Source organism: Mesorhizobium sp. M0983, from assembly GCF_040318975.1.
In the GTDB taxonomy this organism is placed as follows: Bacteria; Pseudomonadota; Alphaproteobacteria; order Rhizobiales; family Rhizobiaceae; genus Mesorhizobium.
Map to the genome: position 1 here is coordinate 368917 of NZ_JAMYNH010000004.1, position 19199 is coordinate 388115.

Consider the following 19199-nt stretch of genomic DNA (forward strand, 5'->3'; position numbering starts at 1 on the left):
GATGCCATGCCTACCCGGGTATTTGTTTGGCCAGTAGGTCCGACGGCGCTTACGCGCCGCCGTTGCCGAGCCGATAGACCGGGATGCCGAGCTTGCGGGCCTTGTCCGCGAGGTTCTCCTGAATGCCGGTGCCCGGAAAGATGATGACGCCGATCGGCATGACCGCCAACATCTGATCGTTGCGTTTGAAGGGAGCGGCCTTGGCATGTTTGGCCCAGTCGGGCTTGAAGGCGACCTGCGGCACCTTGCGATGATCGGCCCAGCGGGCGGCGATCTTTTCGGCGCCTTTCGGTGATCCGCCGTGCATCAGCACCATGTCGGGGTGCTTGGCGCGGATTTGGTCGAGCTTTGCCCATATCAGCTTGTGATCGGCGGTATCGCCGCCTGAGAAGGCGATCTTGGGGCCGGCGGGCAACATGGCCTCGGTTTCCGCGCGCCGCTTGGCCGCGAGGAAGTCGCGGCTGTCGATCATTGCGGCGGTGAGATGGTGGTGGTTGACCATTGACCCCGCGCGCGGTCGCCAGGCCGAGCCGGTGTACTGATCGTAGTGGTCGGCGGCCTGGTCACGCATGAGTTCGAAGGCGTCGCGCCGTTCGATCATGGTCTGGCCCTGGGCGATGAGGTTTTCGAGTTCGACCGCCCTGATCTCGGTGCCGTCCTGTTCGTGCTGCAGGCGGCGCTGGGCCTGCTCGTTGTCGTCCAGTTGCCGCTCGATCCGTTGTACACCTCGGTGGAAGACATTGGTGACGGACCAGAGCAGGTCATCGAGGTCGGGTTCGAGGCGCGTGTCAGCCAGGGTGGCGATGAGGGCGTCAAAGATGTCGGCCACGGCCCCGGCCACGTGGTCGCCACCGGGGAGTGGTCGCGGATCGGGCTCGTCCGGATGGGGGCGCCAGCCATAGAGCTGGAGTTCGGTGAGGATGTGATCGGTCGGAGAAGTGGTGTGGTGCGGTTCGGTGTCGTCATGCTCGCCCATGGGGATGCTCCCGTCGGTCTGACCGCGACCCTCGCGGCCTTCATGGCGACGAAAGCCCACGGGCGGGTTGGCCCGACACCCGCAGCGAAGCGGAGGGCCGGAGCGCAGCGGAGGATGGCGGCAGCCGGCTATTTTGCCTCGCGATGGAAAGGCGTCGCGACCAATCGCTGCCATTCGCGAGTATTCGCGCGCCGCCGGAAAATAGTCGGCCGCCGCCATTGTCTGGCCGGCCCGCTTGTGGGCCGATCGCCCTCTCGAAGGCCGGGTCGCGGTTTTCTACCGGCGGTCCCGCATCCATGCGACACCGCCGGCACCCTGCGCCGCACGCTTCCCCTACCGGCTCATGCAACCCGCTTCAGGTAGCGGAAGCGGTCCGTGCGCATGAGCTGGTCCGCAATCGAAGCTCGGAAGGCGGCAAGTCCGAAATGGCGGAGGTCTTCGTTGAAGTCCTCCGTCTCCGGCGACAGCACGATTGCCTCGATTCCGGCGTCCGTCGCGCGCTCGAGCAGGCTGTCTCGGGCACCGTCACCGGCCGGATCGTTGTCGCGGATGACATAGAGCCGCTGCAGGTTCGGCGGGAACAGGATGGCAGCAAGATGGGCTGCCGAGAGTGCTGCCGCCATCGCCATGTCGGGCAAGGCGCATCTGAGCGATAGCGTCGTCTCGATGCCTTCGCCTGCCGCCATAACGCTGCCGGGTACGCCGAAGCGGACGGCATGACCGAGAAGGTCACCCATTGCCCGACGCGGTGTGTCGACGAGTGCCTTGCCCGTGCCGTCCGGTGCGAGCCAGGTGCGGTGCGCGCCGGTCAGATGTCCATCGAGGTCGGTGACAGCGGCGATCATCGCCGGCAAGGTCTCGGTCGGTCCATGATCGTCTGGCCGGTAGTAGCAGCGCGGATGGAACCGCAGCGATCCGGTGCCGTACAAAGTCGTAATGCTACGTCCACGCAAATACGTTTCCACGAGGGTGCCGATAATGGGCTCCGACATGGCGACCAGTCGGCTAGCTGCTTCCGGAGATCCAATGGGGACCTGCGTGATCGGCTCGGCCGGTCGGGGTGGCATGGCATCTGGCATAGCGAGAAACACGCGCGCCTCGTCGGCGACGTCCCGGAAGTTGACCAGTCCGAGGGATTCACGAATGACATCGAGCAGGTCGCCATGCTCGCCGGTAGCGGCGTCGGTCCACTTCCCCGGCGGTCCTTTCTGGGAGTCCTTGAGCCGGACAAACATCGAGCGGCCCCGCGCGTTGCGGACGTCGCCGACGGTCCAATAGTTGCCCTGGCGGCGACCGTTGGAGAGGTAATGACGGCACACCGCCTCGGCATGTTCGCCGAGGCGATGTGCGAGGTCGGATGCATCATGACGCGGCATCATGCGACCTCCCGCTCACTGACGCGCTCGATCGGGAAGCAATCGAGGACGCGTTCGAGAACGGAGAGGCCGTTGCCATCGATCGGCACGAACATCCTGAGTTTCCACGAGATGATCTCGTGGAACAGGCCATAAGCTGTCAGACGCTCGCGCATCGCGTCGGTGAAACCGGACAATTCGATGCGCCAGACGCCCATGATGCGGCTGCGGCGAAGCTGGAGACCCTCGGCAAGATCAAGGATGGTCCGGCCGTCCAGCAGAGCCGTGAACGCCGCCTCTGGCGAGAGCGTTGCAACGCCGGTCGCGGTGGCGTTGGCTGCCCAAGCCGGGGAGACGCGGCGGCCGATGATGCGCGCGCCCTCGTCGGTCTGAAGCCGATAGACCCGTGTTGACTCATTCGGAAGGCGCTTCCAGATCGGCAACAACAGGCCGGTGACCATGTGCAGCACCGAGTTCGAAAGCTTCGGCACCTCAGCGACCTCCGCTGTCCATGCCGTGGCGAACACCCCACGATCTGCCTCTACCCATCGGGTCTCGCCCATCATCCTCAACGGCATGGTCTGGGCATCCATCGGGCGGATAAGGCGGACCCGCCGCTCGACCTCGCCGTCATCAAGCATGACGCTGGTGGTCGGGATCTGCACCGCGGCCCGACCGGACTGCTCGTTGATGAGCAGCATGGCGCGCGGATCGTTGAGACGATCGAGCGCTGCATCGAGCGTGACTGGCCGATTGCGCTTGCGTTCAATGATCGTCAGCAGCCGCGTTTCGGCGCCGGTGCGCGGATGGGTGTAGATCACCTGCCGGTTGGTGACGACGAAGCTATCGGCCCGCAGGGTCTCCAGGCCGGTGTCATAGGTGCCTGAGGCGATGGCGCCATCGATCCGAGCCGCCAGAAGCTGCTCGAACGCGCCGAACAGCACGCCCTGCAGCTCGATAGTCAGCGCCAGCAGCCGGTTCAGGAAGGTGGTGATCGGCGGCAGCTCATCCTTGACGCCACTGGCGTCCATGAGTTTGAGACCGGTCGCCGCCTCGAAACGCTCAAGTGGGCAACCATCGACCTTGCCGCGCACGATGAGCAGGTAGAGCTGCCGCAAGGCATCGCGGGCATAGTGGCTTTCGAGGTTGTCCTCGGGCCGGAACAGCCCCTGGCCGCCGGTCTGCCGCTGGCCGCGGGTGATTGCACCAAGCGTATCGAGGCGGCGCGCAATCGTCGAGAGGAAGCGCTTTTCCGCCTTCACATTGGTCGAGATCGGCCGGAAGAGCGGCGGCTGCGCCTGGTTGGTGCGATGCGTGCGGCCCAGACCCTGGATGGCGGTATCGGCCTTCCAGCCGGCCTCGAGTAGGTAGTGGACGCGCAGGCGCCTGTTCCGGACCGAGAGTTCGGCATGGTACGAGCGACCAGTCCCGCCAGCGTCGGAGAACACCAGAACGCGCTTGAGATCGTCCATGAAGGCCTGTGCCTCGGCGAGGTTGGCCGACCCTGCTCGGTTCTCGACGATCAGGCGCTCGCCCTTGCGCACGATGCGGCGTGAGCGGCCGGTTACCTCGGCCACGATGTCCACCCCGAAATGCTGCACGATTTGGTCGAGCGCGCCGGGCACGGGCGGCAGGCTGGCAAGCCTGGCGATCAGTTCGTCGCGCCGGGCGACCGCCTCCCGGCTTTCGACCGGCTGGCCATCGCGATAGACCGGCCGCGACGACAGATTGCCTTCGCTATCGGTGAACGGCTCGTAGAGCTGCACCGGGAAGGAATGGGCGAGGTAGTCGAGGACATATTCACGCGGCGTGATGTCGACGCGAACATCGTTCCATTCCTCGGTCGGCAGTTCGGCCAGCCGCCTTTCCATCAGCGCCTCACCGGTCGAGACGATCTGGATGATTGCCGAGTGGCCCTGCTCCAGATCGCGGGTGATCGACCGGATCAGGGTCGGCGTCTTCATCGACGTCAGGAGATGACCGAAGAATCGCTGCTTGGCGGATTCAAAGGCGCTGCGGGCGGCCGACTTGGCCTGGGCATTGAGCGTGCCGGTGCTGCCGGTAATGTTGGCCGCCTGCATGGCCGCATCGAGATTGTTGTGAATGATGCCGAAGGCGCCAGCATAGGCATCGTAGATGCGGACCTGTTCCGGCGTCAGCTCATGCTCGACCAGCTCGTATTCGACGCCGTTGAAGGAAAGCGAGCGGGCGGTGTAGAGGCCGAGCGCGCGGAGGTCGAGCGCCAGCACTTCCATCGCCGCGACGCCGCCGGCCTCGATCGCCTCGACGAATTCGGCCCGCGTCGAGAACGGAAAATGCTCGCCGCCCCAGAGGCCGAGCCGCTGGGCATAGGCGAGATTGTGAACGGTGGTGGCGCCGGTGGCCGAGACATAAACGATGCGGGCATTTGGCAGCGCATGCTGCAGCCTCAGGCCGGCACGGCCCTGCTGCGAGGGGGCGGCATCACCCCGTTCGCTTTTGCCGCCACCGGCATTCTGCATGGCGTGGGCTTCGTCGAAGATGATGACTCCATCGAAATCTGACCCCAACCATTCGACGATCTGCTTGACCCGCGAAACCTTCTCGCCGCGGTCGTCGCTGCGCAGCGTGGCATAGGTGGTGAATAGGATGCTCTGCGCCAGCGTGATTGGCTTGCCCTGCGGGAAGCGGGAGAGCGGCGTGATCAGCAAGCGCTCCATGCCGAGCGCCGACCAGTCGCGCTGCGCGTCCTCGATCAGTTTGTCGGACTTGCTGATCCACACAGCCTTGCGGCGGCCCTGCATCCAGTTGTCAAGGATGACGGCCGCGGATTCCCGGCCTTTGCCTACGCCAGTGCCGTCCCCAATCATGAACCCCTGCCGGAAGCGGGCCGAACCCGCGGCGTCATCGGCTGCGGCGCTCACCACGTCGAAAGTGTCGTCGACCGTCCAGCCGCCGGCGAGATATTCGGTATGGGCCTCGCCCGCATAGATCACGGTTTCGAGCTGCGCATCCGAGAGCAGTTCGAGAATGTTCTCGGGCAGGCGCGGCCGGTAACTCGGCTTTGGCGGGGCCACCGAGGCCATCGCCGCCGACTGCACGAGTTGGGTCGGATGCGCCTGAGAGGCGGGAATGCGGATCGCCTGAAGCGCGTAGTTCTCGTAGATGGAATCGGTGATGTGGCCCCCCTCAGCGGGATGCCAATCCACCGCTTCATAGGTGAGCTCGGCGGCCTCCGGCTCGGCGAGAGATGGCCGCGGTGTTGCCCTCGCCGTGCGAGCAAGATGGCCGCGCGCGGGCCGAGGTGCGACCACTGACGAATTGGGAGCTGCGACAGCGGGCAGGTCGACCGGCATCCGTGCGGGCAAGAGCTCGCTGACCCACTCGAGTAGCGTCGCTGCGTCGGGCGCGACGTCGGGAGCAGCCGGGAAGACGGTGGGATCGTCGGCCGGCAGCCGATCGAAGACGGTGAGGCGCGTCGGGAAGGTCGTGCCATGCTTGGCATAGATCGAGCCGTCGACGGCGGCGGAGAAAACGACGCGGCCGCGTTCCTGCAGGCGGGTGAAGGCAGCGGTCCAGGCCGGATGGTCGGGCGAGAAGTTCGCACCAGTGATCGTTACCAGCCGCCCGCCGGGAGCCAGTCGCGCCAGCGCCGAAGCAATGTGACGCCAGGCCGCATCGGCCATGCGGCCCTCGACATTGGCCATGACGGAGAAGGGCGGGTTCATCAGCACCACGCTCGGCACGGCACATGGATCGAGATGGTCATCGATCTGAGCAGCGTCGAAGCGGCTGACGGGAACGGCCGGAAAGAGGGAGGAGAGAAGTTCCGCGCGCGTCTCGGCAAGCTCGTTGAGAACGAGCGAGGCACCGGCAATCTCGGCCAGGATGGCGAGCAGCCCGGTGCCGGCCGAAGGCTCAAGCACACGGTCGGCCGGCGTAATGGCGGCGGCCGTTGCCGCGACCAAGCCGAGCGGGATCGGCGTCGAGAACTGCTGGAAGGTTTCGGATCGGCGGGTATGCGTCGGTATGAGCCCGGCGATTTTCGACAGTGCGGAAAGCCGGAGAGCCGGAGACGCGGCTTTGCGGAACAACGCCTTTCCGTACTTGCGAAGGAAGAGGACCGTCGCGGCCTCGCAGGCATCGTATGCCTGCTTCCAATCCCAGGCGCCGGCGGCGTCGGAGGCGCCAAATGCGGCTTCCATCGCCGCCCGCAGCTTTGGCGCGTCGACACGCTCGCCGTGTTCGAGATGGGGAAGCAACAGGCCGGCGGCCGCGAAGATGCTGGCCGCGGTTTCAGTGTGTGGGCGTGATGCAGGGGCGGCCGCAGCGGGCGAGATCATGTACATGGTGTGAACCTCGGGAGAGCGGGGACAGGACCGAACCGCGCGGCGCTCTCTCTGGACCGCACGGGTTCAAACCCATCCCGGCCCGCCTCTCCCTCTCAGGTCCCGCCGAAGCTAAAATGAAACAAGCGCCCCGCCATGAGGTGGAGCGCTTGCCGGTATCAACCGATCTCGATCATATTTCGCCGTCAGGCTCCGACTTCTGTAGGAAACCTTTGGCGTCGTCGGGATCGGGCGGCAGGTAGGCATCATAGGGATTGCCGTCGGCAAGATGACCGAACGGCGTGAACACGTAGTCCGCGCCCTCCCGCCCGACCGCGCAGATTACATAACGCCGCTGCCCGGTCGCCGCGTCGGCGCATTCCATCAACGCGAGGTTGCCGTCGCTGGCGGCACGAAGCAGCGTCTGGAAGTTGCTGCGGGCATGGTCGGGAATGCTCATGGCAAGTCCTTCGCATCTCCGGGTTCAACTGGATCGCGGGCGCCCGCGAGGATCGCTTCGCCGCGCGCGATGGCCCATTCGCCTTGCCGAGCCACCCCGGCGGCGTCGGTCGGCGGGCCTTAGCATCGCCGACAATGATCTTGAGCAAGCCCAGCATGAGTTCGAATTGTGCGGCCTTGCGCTGCACCGCTTCCCCAAAATGTGCAGGAACCGGAATGGCCTGTCCACGATACGCGGCACCGGCACCCTCCCATATGCCGGTGACATGGGTTTCGCCCGAGGACTCCGCAATCCTCCCGCTGACCCGACCAGTCAGTGTCCTCGATGGCAAATCGGCACGCGACGTCGGGTGTCTCAGCCAAATAGGTTGAATGCCGGAACACTGGCAGGTGGTACGTCGTCTCGATGGTGAATTGCAGCATTTGCTGCTCCTAAAAAAACGGGCGGCCCGGCGTTCGTCTCCGAGCCCCGGCCGTGGCGGGTCGAGGTTGATGTCCATGCGTGCAGGTGTGATGTTTCGCGGTTACGCCGCCGCCCGCCCCTCGACGACGTCGGCGCCGACTTCGTCGGCGGTGACGTCTTCAAGACGCGCATTGCGGTACCCGGTCTTGGCCAACCAGAGTGCGGCCGCCTTCCGGCTCTCGGCGAGGTGCAACAACTCGTCGTGGTCGCCGATCTGCTGCAGGACCCGGACCATGCCGATACCGGGCTGCTCGACGATCTTGAAGCTGAGGTCGCTGTCGACCGAGTAGGTTCGCATGACCGTCACGAGGATGACGCCGCCGGAGGAGAAGTTCCCTTCGTTGAGCGTGATCGAGGCCGGTGCGCTGTAGGTCGGACGGTCGCGCGGCGATGCCTTGCGGACCAGACGGCCGAGGCCGTTGCGACGGGCTCAGTCGGCGAGCTTGCGGGTAAAGCGCGCGGGCGGTTTGGGGGTGCCGTCCGAGTACTGGATCAGCGAGCCGAGCGGGGCGTTGTCATAGACGATGTGGGCGGACATGGATGTCTCCTGAAACGAAAAGGCCCGACAGGGCGTCGGGCCATGAGGGTGAGGTGAAGGGGAACGGGGCGACCGGAGTCGCCCCGTCGATGGGTGCTATTCGGCAGCGACAGCGTGTGCGATGACCTCATCGGCTGCCGCCGAGTCGTCTTCGTCATCGCCGGCGAGGAATTCGGGCAGGTCAGGTTCCTCGCCCTCGCCCGGCTGCGCGGGCGGTGCGTCATGATCGATCAGACGGAGCGGTTCGGGTAGCCAGCCACTATCGGCAAGGAGGCGTTCGGCCTCCTTGGCCATGTCGCCCTTCTTGAGGTGGTCGATGAGTTGAGCCGCCTGCTCGCCGGCACCTTCGCGCACGGCTTCGAGGATGCGGGACTTGGTGACCCGGCCGAGATAATTATCGACCGTCGGCCGCCAGCCCGCATCCACCATGTCGAGCCCGGTGGCGTGGGAGAGCCGGTCGGCTTCGCGCAAGCGCTGCTCCAGCCCGTGCTGGGAAACGCCGCTGCCATAGGGGTTAGGTCGCTCGAAAAGCGCGTTGATCCCATAGCTGACGCAATGCGCCAGCAGTGTGTGCTGACTGGCTTCATCGAGACTGTCGAGCCAAGCCCACAGAGTCTGGTCGTCACCGAGCGGAATGTCGCCCTTCCACGCCTCATGGCGTTCGTCGATCGCCTTGGCCGCGGGGCTGTCTTTCAGCTCGGCGTCTTGCGTCGGCAGGTGGACATGTCGGACGAACGCCTCGAGGCAGCCGGTCGCGGAGCGATGACCGAAGGTGTCGAGGACGAGCCGATGCAACAGCGCCGTGATGGCCACATGCTGGTTCTCGGCCACGGCATTGCGCAGCGCCAACGTGCGATACGCGGTGAGCTCGATCACCAGGCGTTCGGGCAGCGGCTTGATGGCGTCGCCGTCATCCTCATCGGGCTCGGACGTTTGCGCGCCGATGGTGATGGTGGCGCGGCGAACCGAAGGGTCGTCGCTGCCATCCTCGCTCCCGGTCACACCGCCGGGCTCGGCGGCGTCGCCGTCGACCGCTTCCGACGCTTCGTCCTCGAGGCGCACATATCCGCGATCGACGACCAGGTCACCGTCACGGTCGATGCTGATGAAGGCACCGGCGCGGCCGATATCGGCGGGATCGTAGTTCATCGGGCGGCTCTCGAACGCCTCCAGCACAGACTCGATCTCGCCGAGACGTTGATCGACCGCGTCGGGGAGTTCGTCGGATTCGCCATACTCGGCTTCCAGCCGTTCGTACTCCGCGCGCAGGGCTTCGCGTTCCGCCCACTCCGCGTCGGTCAGATCGACGGGGGCGCCGGCCAGTGCCCGCAGACCGTGATTATGGCCATAAGGCAGATCGACATCGACCACGATCCACTTCCAGCCCTCCGCCGCGATTTCGTCGGCGATCGACTTCAGCTTGTCGCGGACCAAGCGGTCGAGCAGAGCCGGGTCCTGCAGCCAGCCGCCATTGTCGGCCTCGAACAGGTCACGCAGCACCACGCCGCCGGCGGCGACATAGGCCTCGACACCGACGAACAGCGCCCGGCGATCGCTCGCGCGCACCGTGGTCTCCGTCAGTAGGCGCCGGATCTGCTGCGGCTCCTTCGACCAGGAGTTTTCGAGCGCCTCCCAGACCTGCTCCTGACGGGCGTGATCGTCGGTCACGGTAAAGGCCATGAGCTGCTCGAGCTGCATGCCCTCCTGCTCGTAGACCTCGTGCAGCTTGCGCGAAACTTTTGCGAGCCGCAGGCGCTGCTGGACAAAGGTAGCGGACACGAAGAAGCGTGCCGCAATCTCCTCGTGGCTGGCGCCTTGGTCGTGCAAGGTCTGGAAGGCCCGGAACATATCCAGGGGATGTAAATCTTCGCGCTGAAAATTCTCGGCCAGCGAATCCTCCTCGATCGGGACCGCGCTGTGGGCGTCGCTGACGACGCAGGGAACTGGCTCGGTCTTGATCATGCGCTTCTGCTTGACCAGCAGTTCCAGCGCGCGATAGCGGCGCCCACCAGCCGGCACCTCAAACATGCCGGTCTCGTTACCCTCGCCATCCAACACTGGCCGGACGTTGAGGCTCTGGAGCAGGCCGCGCCGTGCGATCGACGCGGCGAGGTCCTCTATCGTTTCCCCGCGCTTGATGCGCCGGACATTGGACTGGCTCAGCATCAGCTTGTGGAAGGGGATGTCACGTGAAGCGTTGAGGGTGATCTTCTGCTTGGGCGTAGCCATGTGGACTATCTCCGCGACGGGCGGCCGAGACTCTCTCGACCTCCAAACCCGTCAAAAGAGACGGGCGCAGCCCTCTCACTCTGAGGACTGCGCCGCACACCGAAGATCCGAAGGGGACAGGGCCGCAGACACGGCTTTGCGCATCTGCGGCTTTGCGGATTTCAAGCTGAGATCTCACGCGCCGTCTCGGCCAGACTGGGCGGCGTGGTAGAGGATGCGTTCCGCGTCGCGAAGGCTTCCGGCCCGGCGGGCGGCCTCTGCCCAGACCGAAATCGGTAGGTCGGTGGTAAAGAGGATGTCGCGCTCGATGCCCATGCCGATAGGCAGCCGGACCGACGTCATCTCGAAGAGCGAGAAACTGCCCTGCTCGGGATATCCGAGACCGGCGAGACCGAACATGGTGACACCATCGGCACTCAGCTCGGTTGCGAGCCAGGTTCCTTCGTCGAGCGGATTGAAGAGCTTCACGACCGGTACGTGATTGGCGTTGCGCTCGCGGCCATTGGCCAGCAGGCGTTTGCGCAGTTCGTCGGTGAGGAGGATCACGCCGCCCTCCTCTCGATCTCGGCCTCATCGACGTCGGCCGGGCCTGCCTTGGCTGCACCGTCAGGTTGCGGCAGGAAGGCGAGCAGCCAGTCGGCCGCCTTGCTGGCCTGGGAGGCGGCACGAACGATGGCGCGGTTGTCTTCGCGCAGGACCTCGAGCCAGGAGGCCAGGTAGTCGGCGTGGCGCACGGTTGGCACGATGCCAAGCGAGGCGCAGCAGAAGGCTGCGTTCATCTCTGCGACCAGTTCCTCGAAAGCATATCTCTTGGTGCCGAAGGCGCCGCCGAGGTCACGGCCGACGCGGGAGGGATGGCCGGTCGCATGGCCAAGCTCGTGCAGGGCGGTGCGGTGCCAGTCGATGGTCTCGAAATAGGCCTGCGGGGGCGGCACCCGCACGTAGTCCTGCGCCGGCACATAATAGGCACTGCTGCCACCGATGCGGAAATCGATACCTGTCGCCTTGATCAGCGCCTCGACTGTAGGCTCGATCAGTCCGGGTTCCGGTGCAGGCGGAGCCGCGGCCAGATCGTCTGGCAGATTTTCGCATTGCGCGACGTTGAACACGGTGAAGCGCTTAAGGAACGGTATGGCCTGTGCTGCCTCGCCGGTTTCCCGCGCGCGATGCTTCTCGTCGTCAGGAATGAAGCGGTCAGCATAGACGACGGTGGTCCCGTGTTCGCCCTTGCGGACATGGCCGCCCAGCGATAGCGCCTGGCGGAAAGTCAGCCAGCTTTGGACGGGAAAGCCATGCTCTACGACCGCACCCCACAGGATCAGCACGTTGATCCCGGAATAGGCGCGGCCAGTCGTGGCATTGGCCGGCATGGCGAGGGGCGCTTGCCCCGCCGTCGTTCCCCAGGGCTGCACCCAGGGGAAGCGGCCGGCTTCCAGCTCCGCGATGATCTTGTTGGTGATATCGTCATAGAGGCTTGTCCGGTCGGCGCCGGCGCGAGCGTAATGTCTGGACATCGCGGTTCTCCGCGACGGGCGCCGGAGGCCTCTCCTCCAGCCCTCAACCCGTCACGGCAAACCGGTCCGTACTCTCACTCTAGACGGCGTTGCGGGGACCTCCCATAGAAGGGGGACGCTTTCGAATTTGGGCAAAGGCGGTCCGCGCCAAATCAAATGTCGCCAACCATCTAGTTTGGTTATTGCTACCGGACTGCGTGGCGGATGCGATCGGTAAGCGTTTGTTCGACGTCGAAATAGCCCTCCCAGGCTTCGGGCAACTGAGCCCGCGCGGCGGCGGCGAAAACATCGAAACCGTTGGCGCTTTCGCAGGAGGGCAACTCCTTCCAACTGACGGGCACCGCGCACGCCGCCCCCGCGCGTGCCCGAGTGGACCAGGGACAGATTGCAGTGGAGCCCTGGCCGTTGCGCAGGTAATCGAGAAATATTCGGCCCTTGCGCTTCGCCTTGCTCATGTTGGCGACGAAGCGCGACGGATCTGTACGGGCCAGTAGTTCGGCGTAGTCTTGGCAGAAGCTCTTGACCTCGTCCCAGTCTGCCTCGGGGACGAGCGGCACGACCACATGAACGCCCTTGCCGCCGGACAGCAACGGCCACGACTGCAGTCCAAGCGCTTCCAGAATGCCTCGAATGTCGAGGGCTGCCTGCTTGACGGCAGTGAAGCCCAAGCCTTCGTCGGGGTCGATGTCGAAGATCATGCGATGCGGCAGATCCGGCTGCTGGCGCCGGCTTCCCCAGATGTGGAATTCGAGCACGTTCATCTGGACGCCTGCGATCAGCCCAGCCAGGTCATCGACCCACAAGATGCGGCTTTCCTTCCCGGACATCTTCTCCAACTGGCCGTCATGGATGGCCTTGGGCATGCCGGGCAGTCTGTGCTTCTGAAAGAAGGTCTGCTGCAGGTCGCCATCGGTATCGCGCACCAGCGACAGCGGTCGATCCTGGATGTGCGGCAGCATCTTCTCGGCGACCACGGCGTAGTAGGCGGCGAGCGTGGCCTTGGTCACCTTGGTCCCGGGATACATGACCTTGTCTGGATGCGTCAGCTTGACGCCGACAGCGGCGGCGATCTCCTTGCCGATTCCGGGATCGAGATTGGCGGAGCCAAGAGTTGCCGGTGTCTTCGGCATTTCCATTACCACTTGGTCGGCTCGCTTATCTTCGCGCATGCCCTCAAAGCTTGGATGTCGCAAGCTGCCGTCCGGTGTCACTTCGGCATAGGTGACTTCGGCAACTAGCTCGGGCTTCACCCACCGGGCACGGCGGGCAATGTCTCTCGGAACGGAAACGAAAGCCGGTTTCTCAACACGGCGTTTCTCGAGCTTCGTGAGGATGTCCTTGCGTATCGCCGCGGTGAACCCCGTGCCGACGCGGCCGCGATAGATGAGGTTGCCATTCTCGTAAGTGCCGAGGATCAACGATGCCATGCCACGTCCTGTGTCACTTGGGCGGTAGCCGCCGACGACGAATTCCTGTCGCTTCGTGCACTTGATCTTGAGCCAACTCCCGGTGCGGTCGCCGACGTAGGAGCTGTCGGCGCGCTTGGCGATGACGCCTTCGTGGCCGCCCTCGCACATGGCGTCGAACACCCTTCTGCCCTGGTCGACGATGTGGCTGGAGAATTGCAGGCTGTCCTCTGGGCGGCGCGCGCCCAGCAGGGACTCAAGTTGTGCCTTGCGCTCGAGGAGCGGCTGGTTCGACAGATCTTCGCCATCGAATTCAAGCAGATCGAAGGCGTAGAACTTGAGGGGCATACCCGCGGCAATGCCGGTTTTCAGCATGGAGAAGTTCGTGCGGCCCTGGCTGTCGATGGCGACGATTTCACCATCGATCAGAACCGCGCCTTTGGTCAGGCTCTGAAGCGGCGGCAGGATGACCTTGAACTGTCGGGTCCAATCGTGGCCATTGCGGGTATAGACGACGACTTTCGAGCCGGAGATGGCAACTTGGGCACGATAGCCGTCGAACTTCATCTCGAAGAGCCAATCTCTGCCCACCGGTATGTCGTCTGTTAGTGTGCAGAGCTGGAAGGACCGAAACTCCGGCAGCAGATAGGTCGCGATAGATTCTGAGTCTCTGCGCCGTGTGCGCCTTTTGCTAGGGGTGCTACCTACAGCCGACATGTGGAATTCGGATACATAGTCCGATTCAATACCCTGCCTGGGATTCGGTTCCCTGCCAAGCATTCCCGCGCCGGCGACCGTCGGCCCTCAAAGGAAGAACGGCGTATAAGCCGCAGTCCTGCGCGCGTCCGCAACAGCGGATGATTGGCGCGCGCAGGACGGAGGAAATTCGCCCTCGCCGCGGACGGTGAACGGGACAGCCGCAGGAGCGTCAGCATAGCGCCGGCCGCAGGACCGGACGCGGGACCGACTGTCCCCGTCCGCGGTGGTCCGCATATTTTGCATCGAAGCCACAGGCGGAGATCGGGCGCGTTTCCGGAGCCGACAATGCCGGCCGGTGACCGCGGTTGGCTGTCCAACCCGAGCCGGGTTGTCCTAGACAAAATGGCTTGCCTCCGTTCACCCTCAGCGTCGGAGCTTGTGGATTTCCAGCCTGACAGGCCCTCCCCTGTCACAACTTGTGCAGAAGAGCGCTCGTTCGACCGAACTGAATAGAGCGCCTTTTCCATAGCGCTCAATGAGGCCGGCTGGCTTTACCGTTGCATGGTGCGAACAGGATTTGCACCAAGCTCGCAACACATGCCACTCGCGAAGATCGCCCAGCGCCACATCGAGGCCAGCGTGAACGGTACCATCGATGATGGCCTGCGGTGAGACCTTGACCTCGCCTGGTGTCAGGATTTCTCCATCACATGCCGACTGTTGTAGTGGATAAGCAACATGCCCGGCCGGCGCCGGATGGCAGCTTGCCAAGCCGCCTGCCTCACGGTTGAATCGGGGGAGCGCGAAATGGTTTCCGACAACGCCTGCTCCTCGCAATCCCAGACCTCGATTCGAAAATTGTCTTCCGCTGTTTTCGCCATAGCTTCGCCGGCCAGCGCGATTGCCGCTGAACCATGGTCCTTTGCTGCTCAAGATCACGCCGAAATAAGGAACATTTTCCTCTCCCGTCAAGGGCATGCTTGACCATTTGTTCCCATTTTGTTCACATTGACAGGCTGGATATAGAAAGGCGAACCATGGCACTTCGCTTGAATATCGAGGATGCAACACAGCCACACAGCTTGCACGGCATCGCGGCAGCCGAAGCAGTGTTTGAACGCGCCGGCATTAAAGCTTGCAAGGTGCGGGATGCTGTGTGCTCTGGAAGGCGGGATATCAAAGGCTTTTCAGAAGATGACAAAGCCTATCGAAGAGCAGAACCGGGCTGCCACAGTTTGGTTGGAAGCAGACGGACTGCGGCGGTGGCATGTTGTGGGGGCTGGCCGGAGGACACCATCAAGTCATGGACCTGATCGAGTTGCAAGCCGAGCGTCCAGACACCTCGCCGGAACGGAAGCAACTCTATCCTCGCAGGCGGCTTGAGGTCGCAGTATCTGCGAGATGCGCTTCCTGACCTTCCAGATCGCCAATGGCACGTCAGCGATCCTGTGGGGCGACAGATATACTGGCCCCCTTGCATTTGGTCTCAAATGGCTGCAGGTTTGGATGTAGGCGACTCGCGGCGAGCGAGCAGCTTGTCGATCCGCCTTCCGTCCATATCGAGAATCTCGAAGCGCCAGCCCTCGTAGTCGAAGTGCTCGCCAGCTTCCGGAAGATGCCCGAGCCGAGACAGGGCGAACCCGGCGATCGTGTGAAAATCGCCCTCTGCCGCCCTTGATCGAAAGCCGAGGAGAGCGAAAGCATCGTGCGCCAGCATCATACCGTCGATCAGCAGGGAGCCGTCATCACGCTCGACGACATCGGGGTCTTCACCATCCAGGTCCGGAAGGTCGCCTGCAATGGCTTCGAGCAGATCGGTCTGGGTGACGATCCCCTCCAGTGCGCCATATTCGTCGATGACGATCGCCAGGCGCACCGGCGCCCGCTTGAACTGATCGAGCACGCGGAAGATTTGCGTTCCTTCGTGGACGATCACGGGTTCGCGGATAACCGCCATCGGATCGAGGGTTTTTCCATCGAGCACCTGGTCAAGGAGATCCTTCTTCAGGATCATGCCGAGCGGCTCGTCGATCCCGCCACGGCCAACCAGAAGCTGCTCATGGCGACATTCGCGGATGGTGCGCAGAATCTCGTCCGGGCTGTCGCCAGCGTCGATCCAGTCGATATCACGTCGCGGTGTCATGATATCCGCGATCCTGCGGTCGCCGATGTTGAAGACACGCTCGACAAGTTCCTGTTGAGTCTGGTGGAGCAGCCCTGCCTCATGGCTTGCCGCCACGAGCAGCTTCAGCTCTTCGGGCGAATGCAAGGACTCCTCCCCTGTGCCTGGGCGCAGACCGCAGAGACGCAGCACCAGATTGCCGAGACCGTTCAGAGCCAGGATCGCCGGCCTCAGCAGAAACAGAAACAGACCAAGCGGGCGTACGACCCAGAGCGCGGTGCCCTCGCTGCGCTGGAGCGCCAGGCTTTTCGGCGCCAACTCGCCCAGGACAATGTGAAGAGCGGTTATGATGATGAAGGCGATTGCGACGGCGATCGTGTGCGAAGCTGCCGTGGCCAGGGATCCCATTAGTCCCAAGAGAAGTGGCTCGATCAGATGGGCAAGTGCGGGTTCACCAACCCAGCCGAGCGCCAGTGATGAAATGGTGATGCCGAGTTGGGTCGCGGCAAGATTGGCATCCAGATTGACCAAGGCTTTTTGAAGCCGCCCGGCGTTCAAGCGCCCGGCAGTTGCAAGCTCGTCGACGCGGCTGCGTCTAACCGCTACGAGGGCAAATTCGGCGGCGACAAAGAAGCCGTTTGCGCCTACGAGTACGAGAACCAAGAAAATCCCAAGAATGTCGCGTAGACTACCATCGTCCGCCGGCATGATATCCTCTGCATGAAAAAGCTACGGTCATCTCTGAAGCGTATTTGGCGCTATCGCGCAACCGCCGTTTCGGCCTTGAACATCATTGCGGAGCCATCAGGGTAGCATGGATGCGGGCTGTTGGTCTTCCGCAGCCATTGGATCGTCTACAACGCAGCAAGTCGAACAGGAATTGAAAGCTCGGTTTCTGTCGCAACTTGCATCTGTGGCAGTGAAGCTCACCATAGCCCGGACAACCTTGAACGCTCCTTTATCAATGCGTCGGCCATCTCGATGACTATTCTCGATTTCTTCTGATTTGGAAACAGCATCAGCGTTCTGAAGCTTACTGATGGGACCAGCGGCCGCAATGTCACACCCCGCTCAATGTATCCAGTGGCAGTTACCGGGTCGACAATGCCACAGCCGACTCCTGCTAGAACCAACGCGCATACCGTCGATGAATAGGCAGTCTCAACCACCACCTGGGGGGCCACGCCGTATTTCGCGAAGATGGCTTCGGCTTCGTGGCGGGTCGTATCCTCGGGAGCCAATGCGACGAAAGGAAGGCGATCAAGATCGGCGGGATGCACTACTTCTTTTTCGGCCAGCGGATGTCCGGGAGGAATAGCTAGGGTAGCCGGGATTTCCGCGAACGGCATCGCCTCAACTCCGTTTGTGTCGATTTCATCCGCAGTGATCGCGACGTCGAGCTGGTTCGCGGCGATCATGTCTCGAATCGACGAGGAACCGCTGACATAGAGCGAAACGGCTACTTTGGGGTTCTTCTGTCGGAATCTGGCGATGGCATTCGGTAGCAGGTTCGTGCTGAAGGCCGAAAGGCACGCGACGCGGATGTCGCCCGAACCGTAGTCGCGGATGCGGGCTGCCGCACTTCGCAGCTTGGCCAAACCTGCTAGCGATATCTGAACCTCGCGGAAGAACAGCTGCCCTTCTGCTGAGGGTATCATGCGCCCTTTTTCCCGGTCGAACAGCTTAAAGCCGATTGAACGCTCCAGCGACATTATCGCCTTGCTGACGGCGGGCTGGGAGATCCCCAGAATCTCTGCGGCCCGCGAGGTCGTGCCGTAGGTCATGACCGCCTGGTAAGTTTCGATCAACCGAACATCCATGCGGAGTCCCATAACTGAAAAGCATAGAAGTGCCGTCCTTTGGTATTGGACGGGATATGTCCCCGCGTGTCAACAATGGCGTCGTAACGGAGCGATCTACAATGCGTGATGACACAAGGTCGGTAACGAGGGTGTCGGTCAGCCTGGAAGGATATGACAGCCTGACCGTGCCAATACATCGCGCCTCCACAATAAGGTATCCCGATGCCGCGTCTTTCGCAGCCCGGTTCGAGCGCAGCGCTGACGGCTATGTTTACGGACTTTATGGAACGCCCACCCACCGGTACCTGGAGAAGAAAATCACCGAACTGCAAGAGGGCGCCCGCACGGTTTTGGTGCCTTCCGGTCAGGCCGCTGTCACTTGCTCCATACTGGCCCTTGTAGCCACAGGCGAGCGGGTACTCATACCCGATACGGTGTATGGCCCTGTGCGCGACTTTGCCACGCATGAGCTGGCGGCGCTTGGCATTGAGGCCGTCTTCTACGATCCGCTCGATTTGCGCGCTCTAGACTCACTTATCAATGTCCGCACGCGCCTTGTGTGGACAGAGTCTCCAGGGTCGATAACGTTGGAGATGCAGGACATTCCGGCGATCGTCCTGATGGCCCATGCCAAAGGAGCACTCGTCGGGTGCGACAACACATGGGCTACTCCACTCAACTTCAGGCCGATCCGCCATGGAGTGGATATTGTTGCGGAGGCTCTAAGCAAACATTTCTCCGGCCACTCCGACTTAGTCCTGGGTTCGATCACCACAAGGGATGAAGCCTTGGGGCTGAAACTCAAAGCCTGTCTGGGGAGACTGGGCATTGGAACATCGCCGGATGACTGTGTCCTTCTGGCTCGCGGGATAGAGACCCTGACTGTGCGTCTCGAGAGGTCCAATGCCTCCGCCCTTCAGATCGCGCCTTGGCTCGCCGGACATCCATGTGTGGAAATGGTGATCCACCCTGCCCTGCCCGGGAATCCCGGTCACGAAATCTGGAAGCGCGATTTCAGCGGTGCCTGCGGTGTCTTCACTTTCACGCTGAAGGAGCAGTACGCAGACCGGGCATTTGTCGCTCTGGATTCCCTACAGTTGATCTCCATTGGCGCGTCATGGGGAGGAACCAAGAGCCTGATCGCGCCATCCTCCGTGAAGGCTCTGCGAACCGTGCGGCCCTGGACGGGGCCGGACTACCTCTTTCGCTTGAGCGTGGGGCTGGAACATCCCGACGACCTCAAGGATGATTTGACGCGCTTCTTCGCGGCGCTCACCGAAAGCGAGAGAATTGAGCCGCGCACCGCCGTCGGCGGCTGAACCCGACATA

The 19199-nt window shown here is 63.2% G+C and carries 12 protein-coding genes and 1 pseudogene; 1 reads left to right on the top strand and 12 read right to left on the bottom strand.

What is annotated here, in order from left to right; translation table 11 throughout:
• Positions 1 to 49: 49 nt before the first annotated feature.
• From NKH71_RS11060 to NKH71_RS11115, 12 genes and pseudogenes are all read right to left on the bottom strand, one after another.
• The gene (locus NKH71_RS11060; protein ID WP_352894937.1) at positions 50 to 976 is read right to left on the bottom strand and encodes a DUF2493 domain-containing protein; all 927 of its coding nucleotides are present in this window, start codon (positions 974 to 976) and stop codon (positions 50 to 52) included.
• Positions 977 to 1317: 341 nt separating this feature from the next.
• Positions 1318 to 2352 carry a DUF7146 domain-containing protein gene (locus tag NKH71_RS11065; protein WP_352894996.1) on the bottom strand — a complete coding sequence of 345 codons (1035 nt, stop codon included), beginning with the start codon at positions 2350 to 2352 and terminating at the stop codon, positions 1318 to 1320.
• Complete coding sequence (locus tag NKH71_RS11070) at positions 2352 to 6659, bottom strand: strawberry notch-like NTP hydrolase domain-containing protein (protein WP_352894939.1); 4308 nt, start codon at positions 6657 to 6659, stop codon at positions 2352 to 2354. Before NKH71_RS11070 ends, NKH71_RS11065 begins: the two co-directional genes overlap by 1 nt.
• Positions 6660 to 6831: 172 nt before the next feature.
• Complete coding sequence (locus NKH71_RS11075; protein ID WP_352894941.1) at positions 6832 to 7098, bottom strand: DUF6117 family protein; 267 nt, start codon at positions 7096 to 7098, stop codon at positions 6832 to 6834.
• Between the two features lie 523 nt (positions 7099 to 7621).
• Positions 7622 to 8098, bottom strand: a pseudogene (locus tag NKH71_RS11080) (UCP036055 family protein).
• 96 nt (positions 8099 to 8194) lie between these two features.
• Positions 8195 to 10327: a ParB/RepB/Spo0J family partition protein gene (locus tag NKH71_RS11085; protein ID WP_352894943.1), complete on the bottom strand. Its 2133-nt coding sequence runs from the start codon at positions 10325 to 10327 to the stop codon at positions 8195 to 8197.
• A 174-nt stretch (positions 10328 to 10501) separates the two neighbouring features.
• The gene (locus NKH71_RS11090; protein WP_352894944.1) at positions 10502 to 10873 is read right to left on the bottom strand and encodes a DUF2958 domain-containing protein; all 372 of its coding nucleotides are present in this window, start codon (positions 10871 to 10873) and stop codon (positions 10502 to 10504) included.
• Entirely contained in the window at positions 10870 to 11841 is a 972-nt protein-coding gene (locus NKH71_RS11095) for an ArdC family protein (RefSeq protein ID WP_352894946.1), read from the bottom strand. Before NKH71_RS11095 ends, NKH71_RS11090 begins: the two co-directional genes overlap by 4 nt.
• Positions 11842 to 12026: 185 nt before the next feature.
• A complete protein-coding gene (gene ligD, locus NKH71_RS11100) occupies positions 12027 to 14027 on the bottom strand; it encodes a DNA ligase D (RefSeq protein WP_352894948.1) in 2001 nt (666 codons plus the stop codon).
• Between the two features lie 611 nt (positions 14028 to 14638).
• On the bottom strand, positions 14639 to 14827 hold the full coding sequence (locus NKH71_RS11105; RefSeq protein ID WP_352894949.1) for a hypothetical protein: 189 nt from the start codon (positions 14825 to 14827) through the stop codon (positions 14639 to 14641).
• 605 nt (positions 14828 to 15432) lie between these two features.
• Entirely contained in the window at positions 15433 to 16776 is a 1344-nt protein-coding gene (locus tag NKH71_RS11110; RefSeq protein ID WP_352894951.1) for a hemolysin family protein, read from the bottom strand.
• 218 nt (positions 16777 to 16994) lie between these two features.
• Complete coding sequence (locus NKH71_RS11115; RefSeq protein WP_352894952.1) at positions 16995 to 17876, bottom strand: LysR substrate-binding domain-containing protein; 882 nt, start codon at positions 17874 to 17876, stop codon at positions 16995 to 16997.
• A gap of 113 nt (positions 17877 to 17989) precedes the next feature.
• On the opposite strand from NKH71_RS11115, the gene NKH71_RS11120 reads away from it, so the two are divergent.
• Positions 17990 to 19189 (top strand): trans-sulfuration enzyme family protein, encoded by a 1200-nt coding sequence (locus tag NKH71_RS11120; RefSeq protein ID WP_352894954.1) that lies wholly within the window; start codon positions 17990 to 17992, stop codon positions 19187 to 19189.
• The last annotated feature ends 10 nt before the right edge of the window (positions 19190 to 19199 follow it).

Coding starts and splice junctions, on each gene's coding strand:
- NKH71_RS11070 (WP_352894939.1), bottom strand. CDS start 6,659: ATGTACATGATCTCGCCCGCTGCGGCCGCCCCTGCATCACGCCCACAC.
- NKH71_RS11110 (WP_352894951.1), bottom strand. CDS start 16,776: ATGCCGGCGGACGATGGTAGTCTACGCGACATTCTTGGGATTTTCTTG.
- NKH71_RS11095 (WP_352894946.1), bottom strand. CDS start 11,841: ATGTCCAGACATTACGCTCGCGCCGGCGCCGACCGGACAAGCCTCTAT.
- NKH71_RS11105 (WP_352894949.1), bottom strand. CDS start 14,827: ATGGCGAAAACAGCGGAAGACAATTTTCGAATCGAGGTCTGGGATTGC.
- ligD (WP_352894948.1), bottom strand. CDS start 14,027: ATGCTTGGCAGGGAACCGAATCCCAGGCAGGGTATTGAATCGGACTAT.
- NKH71_RS11120 (WP_352894954.1), top strand. CDS start 17,990: ATGCGTGATGACACAAGGTCGGTAACGAGGGTGTCGGTCAGCCTGGAA.
- NKH71_RS11060 (WP_352894937.1), bottom strand. CDS start 976: ATGGGCGAGCATGACGACACCGAACCGCACCACACCACTTCTCCGACC.
- NKH71_RS11085 (WP_352894943.1), bottom strand. CDS start 10,327: ATGGCTACGCCCAAGCAGAAGATCACCCTCAACGCTTCACGTGACATC.
- NKH71_RS11065 (WP_352894996.1), bottom strand. CDS start 2,352: ATGCCGCGTCATGATGCATCCGACCTCGCACATCGCCTCGGCGAACAT.
- NKH71_RS11075 (WP_352894941.1), bottom strand. CDS start 7,098: ATGAGCATTCCCGACCATGCCCGCAGCAACTTCCAGACGCTGCTTCGT.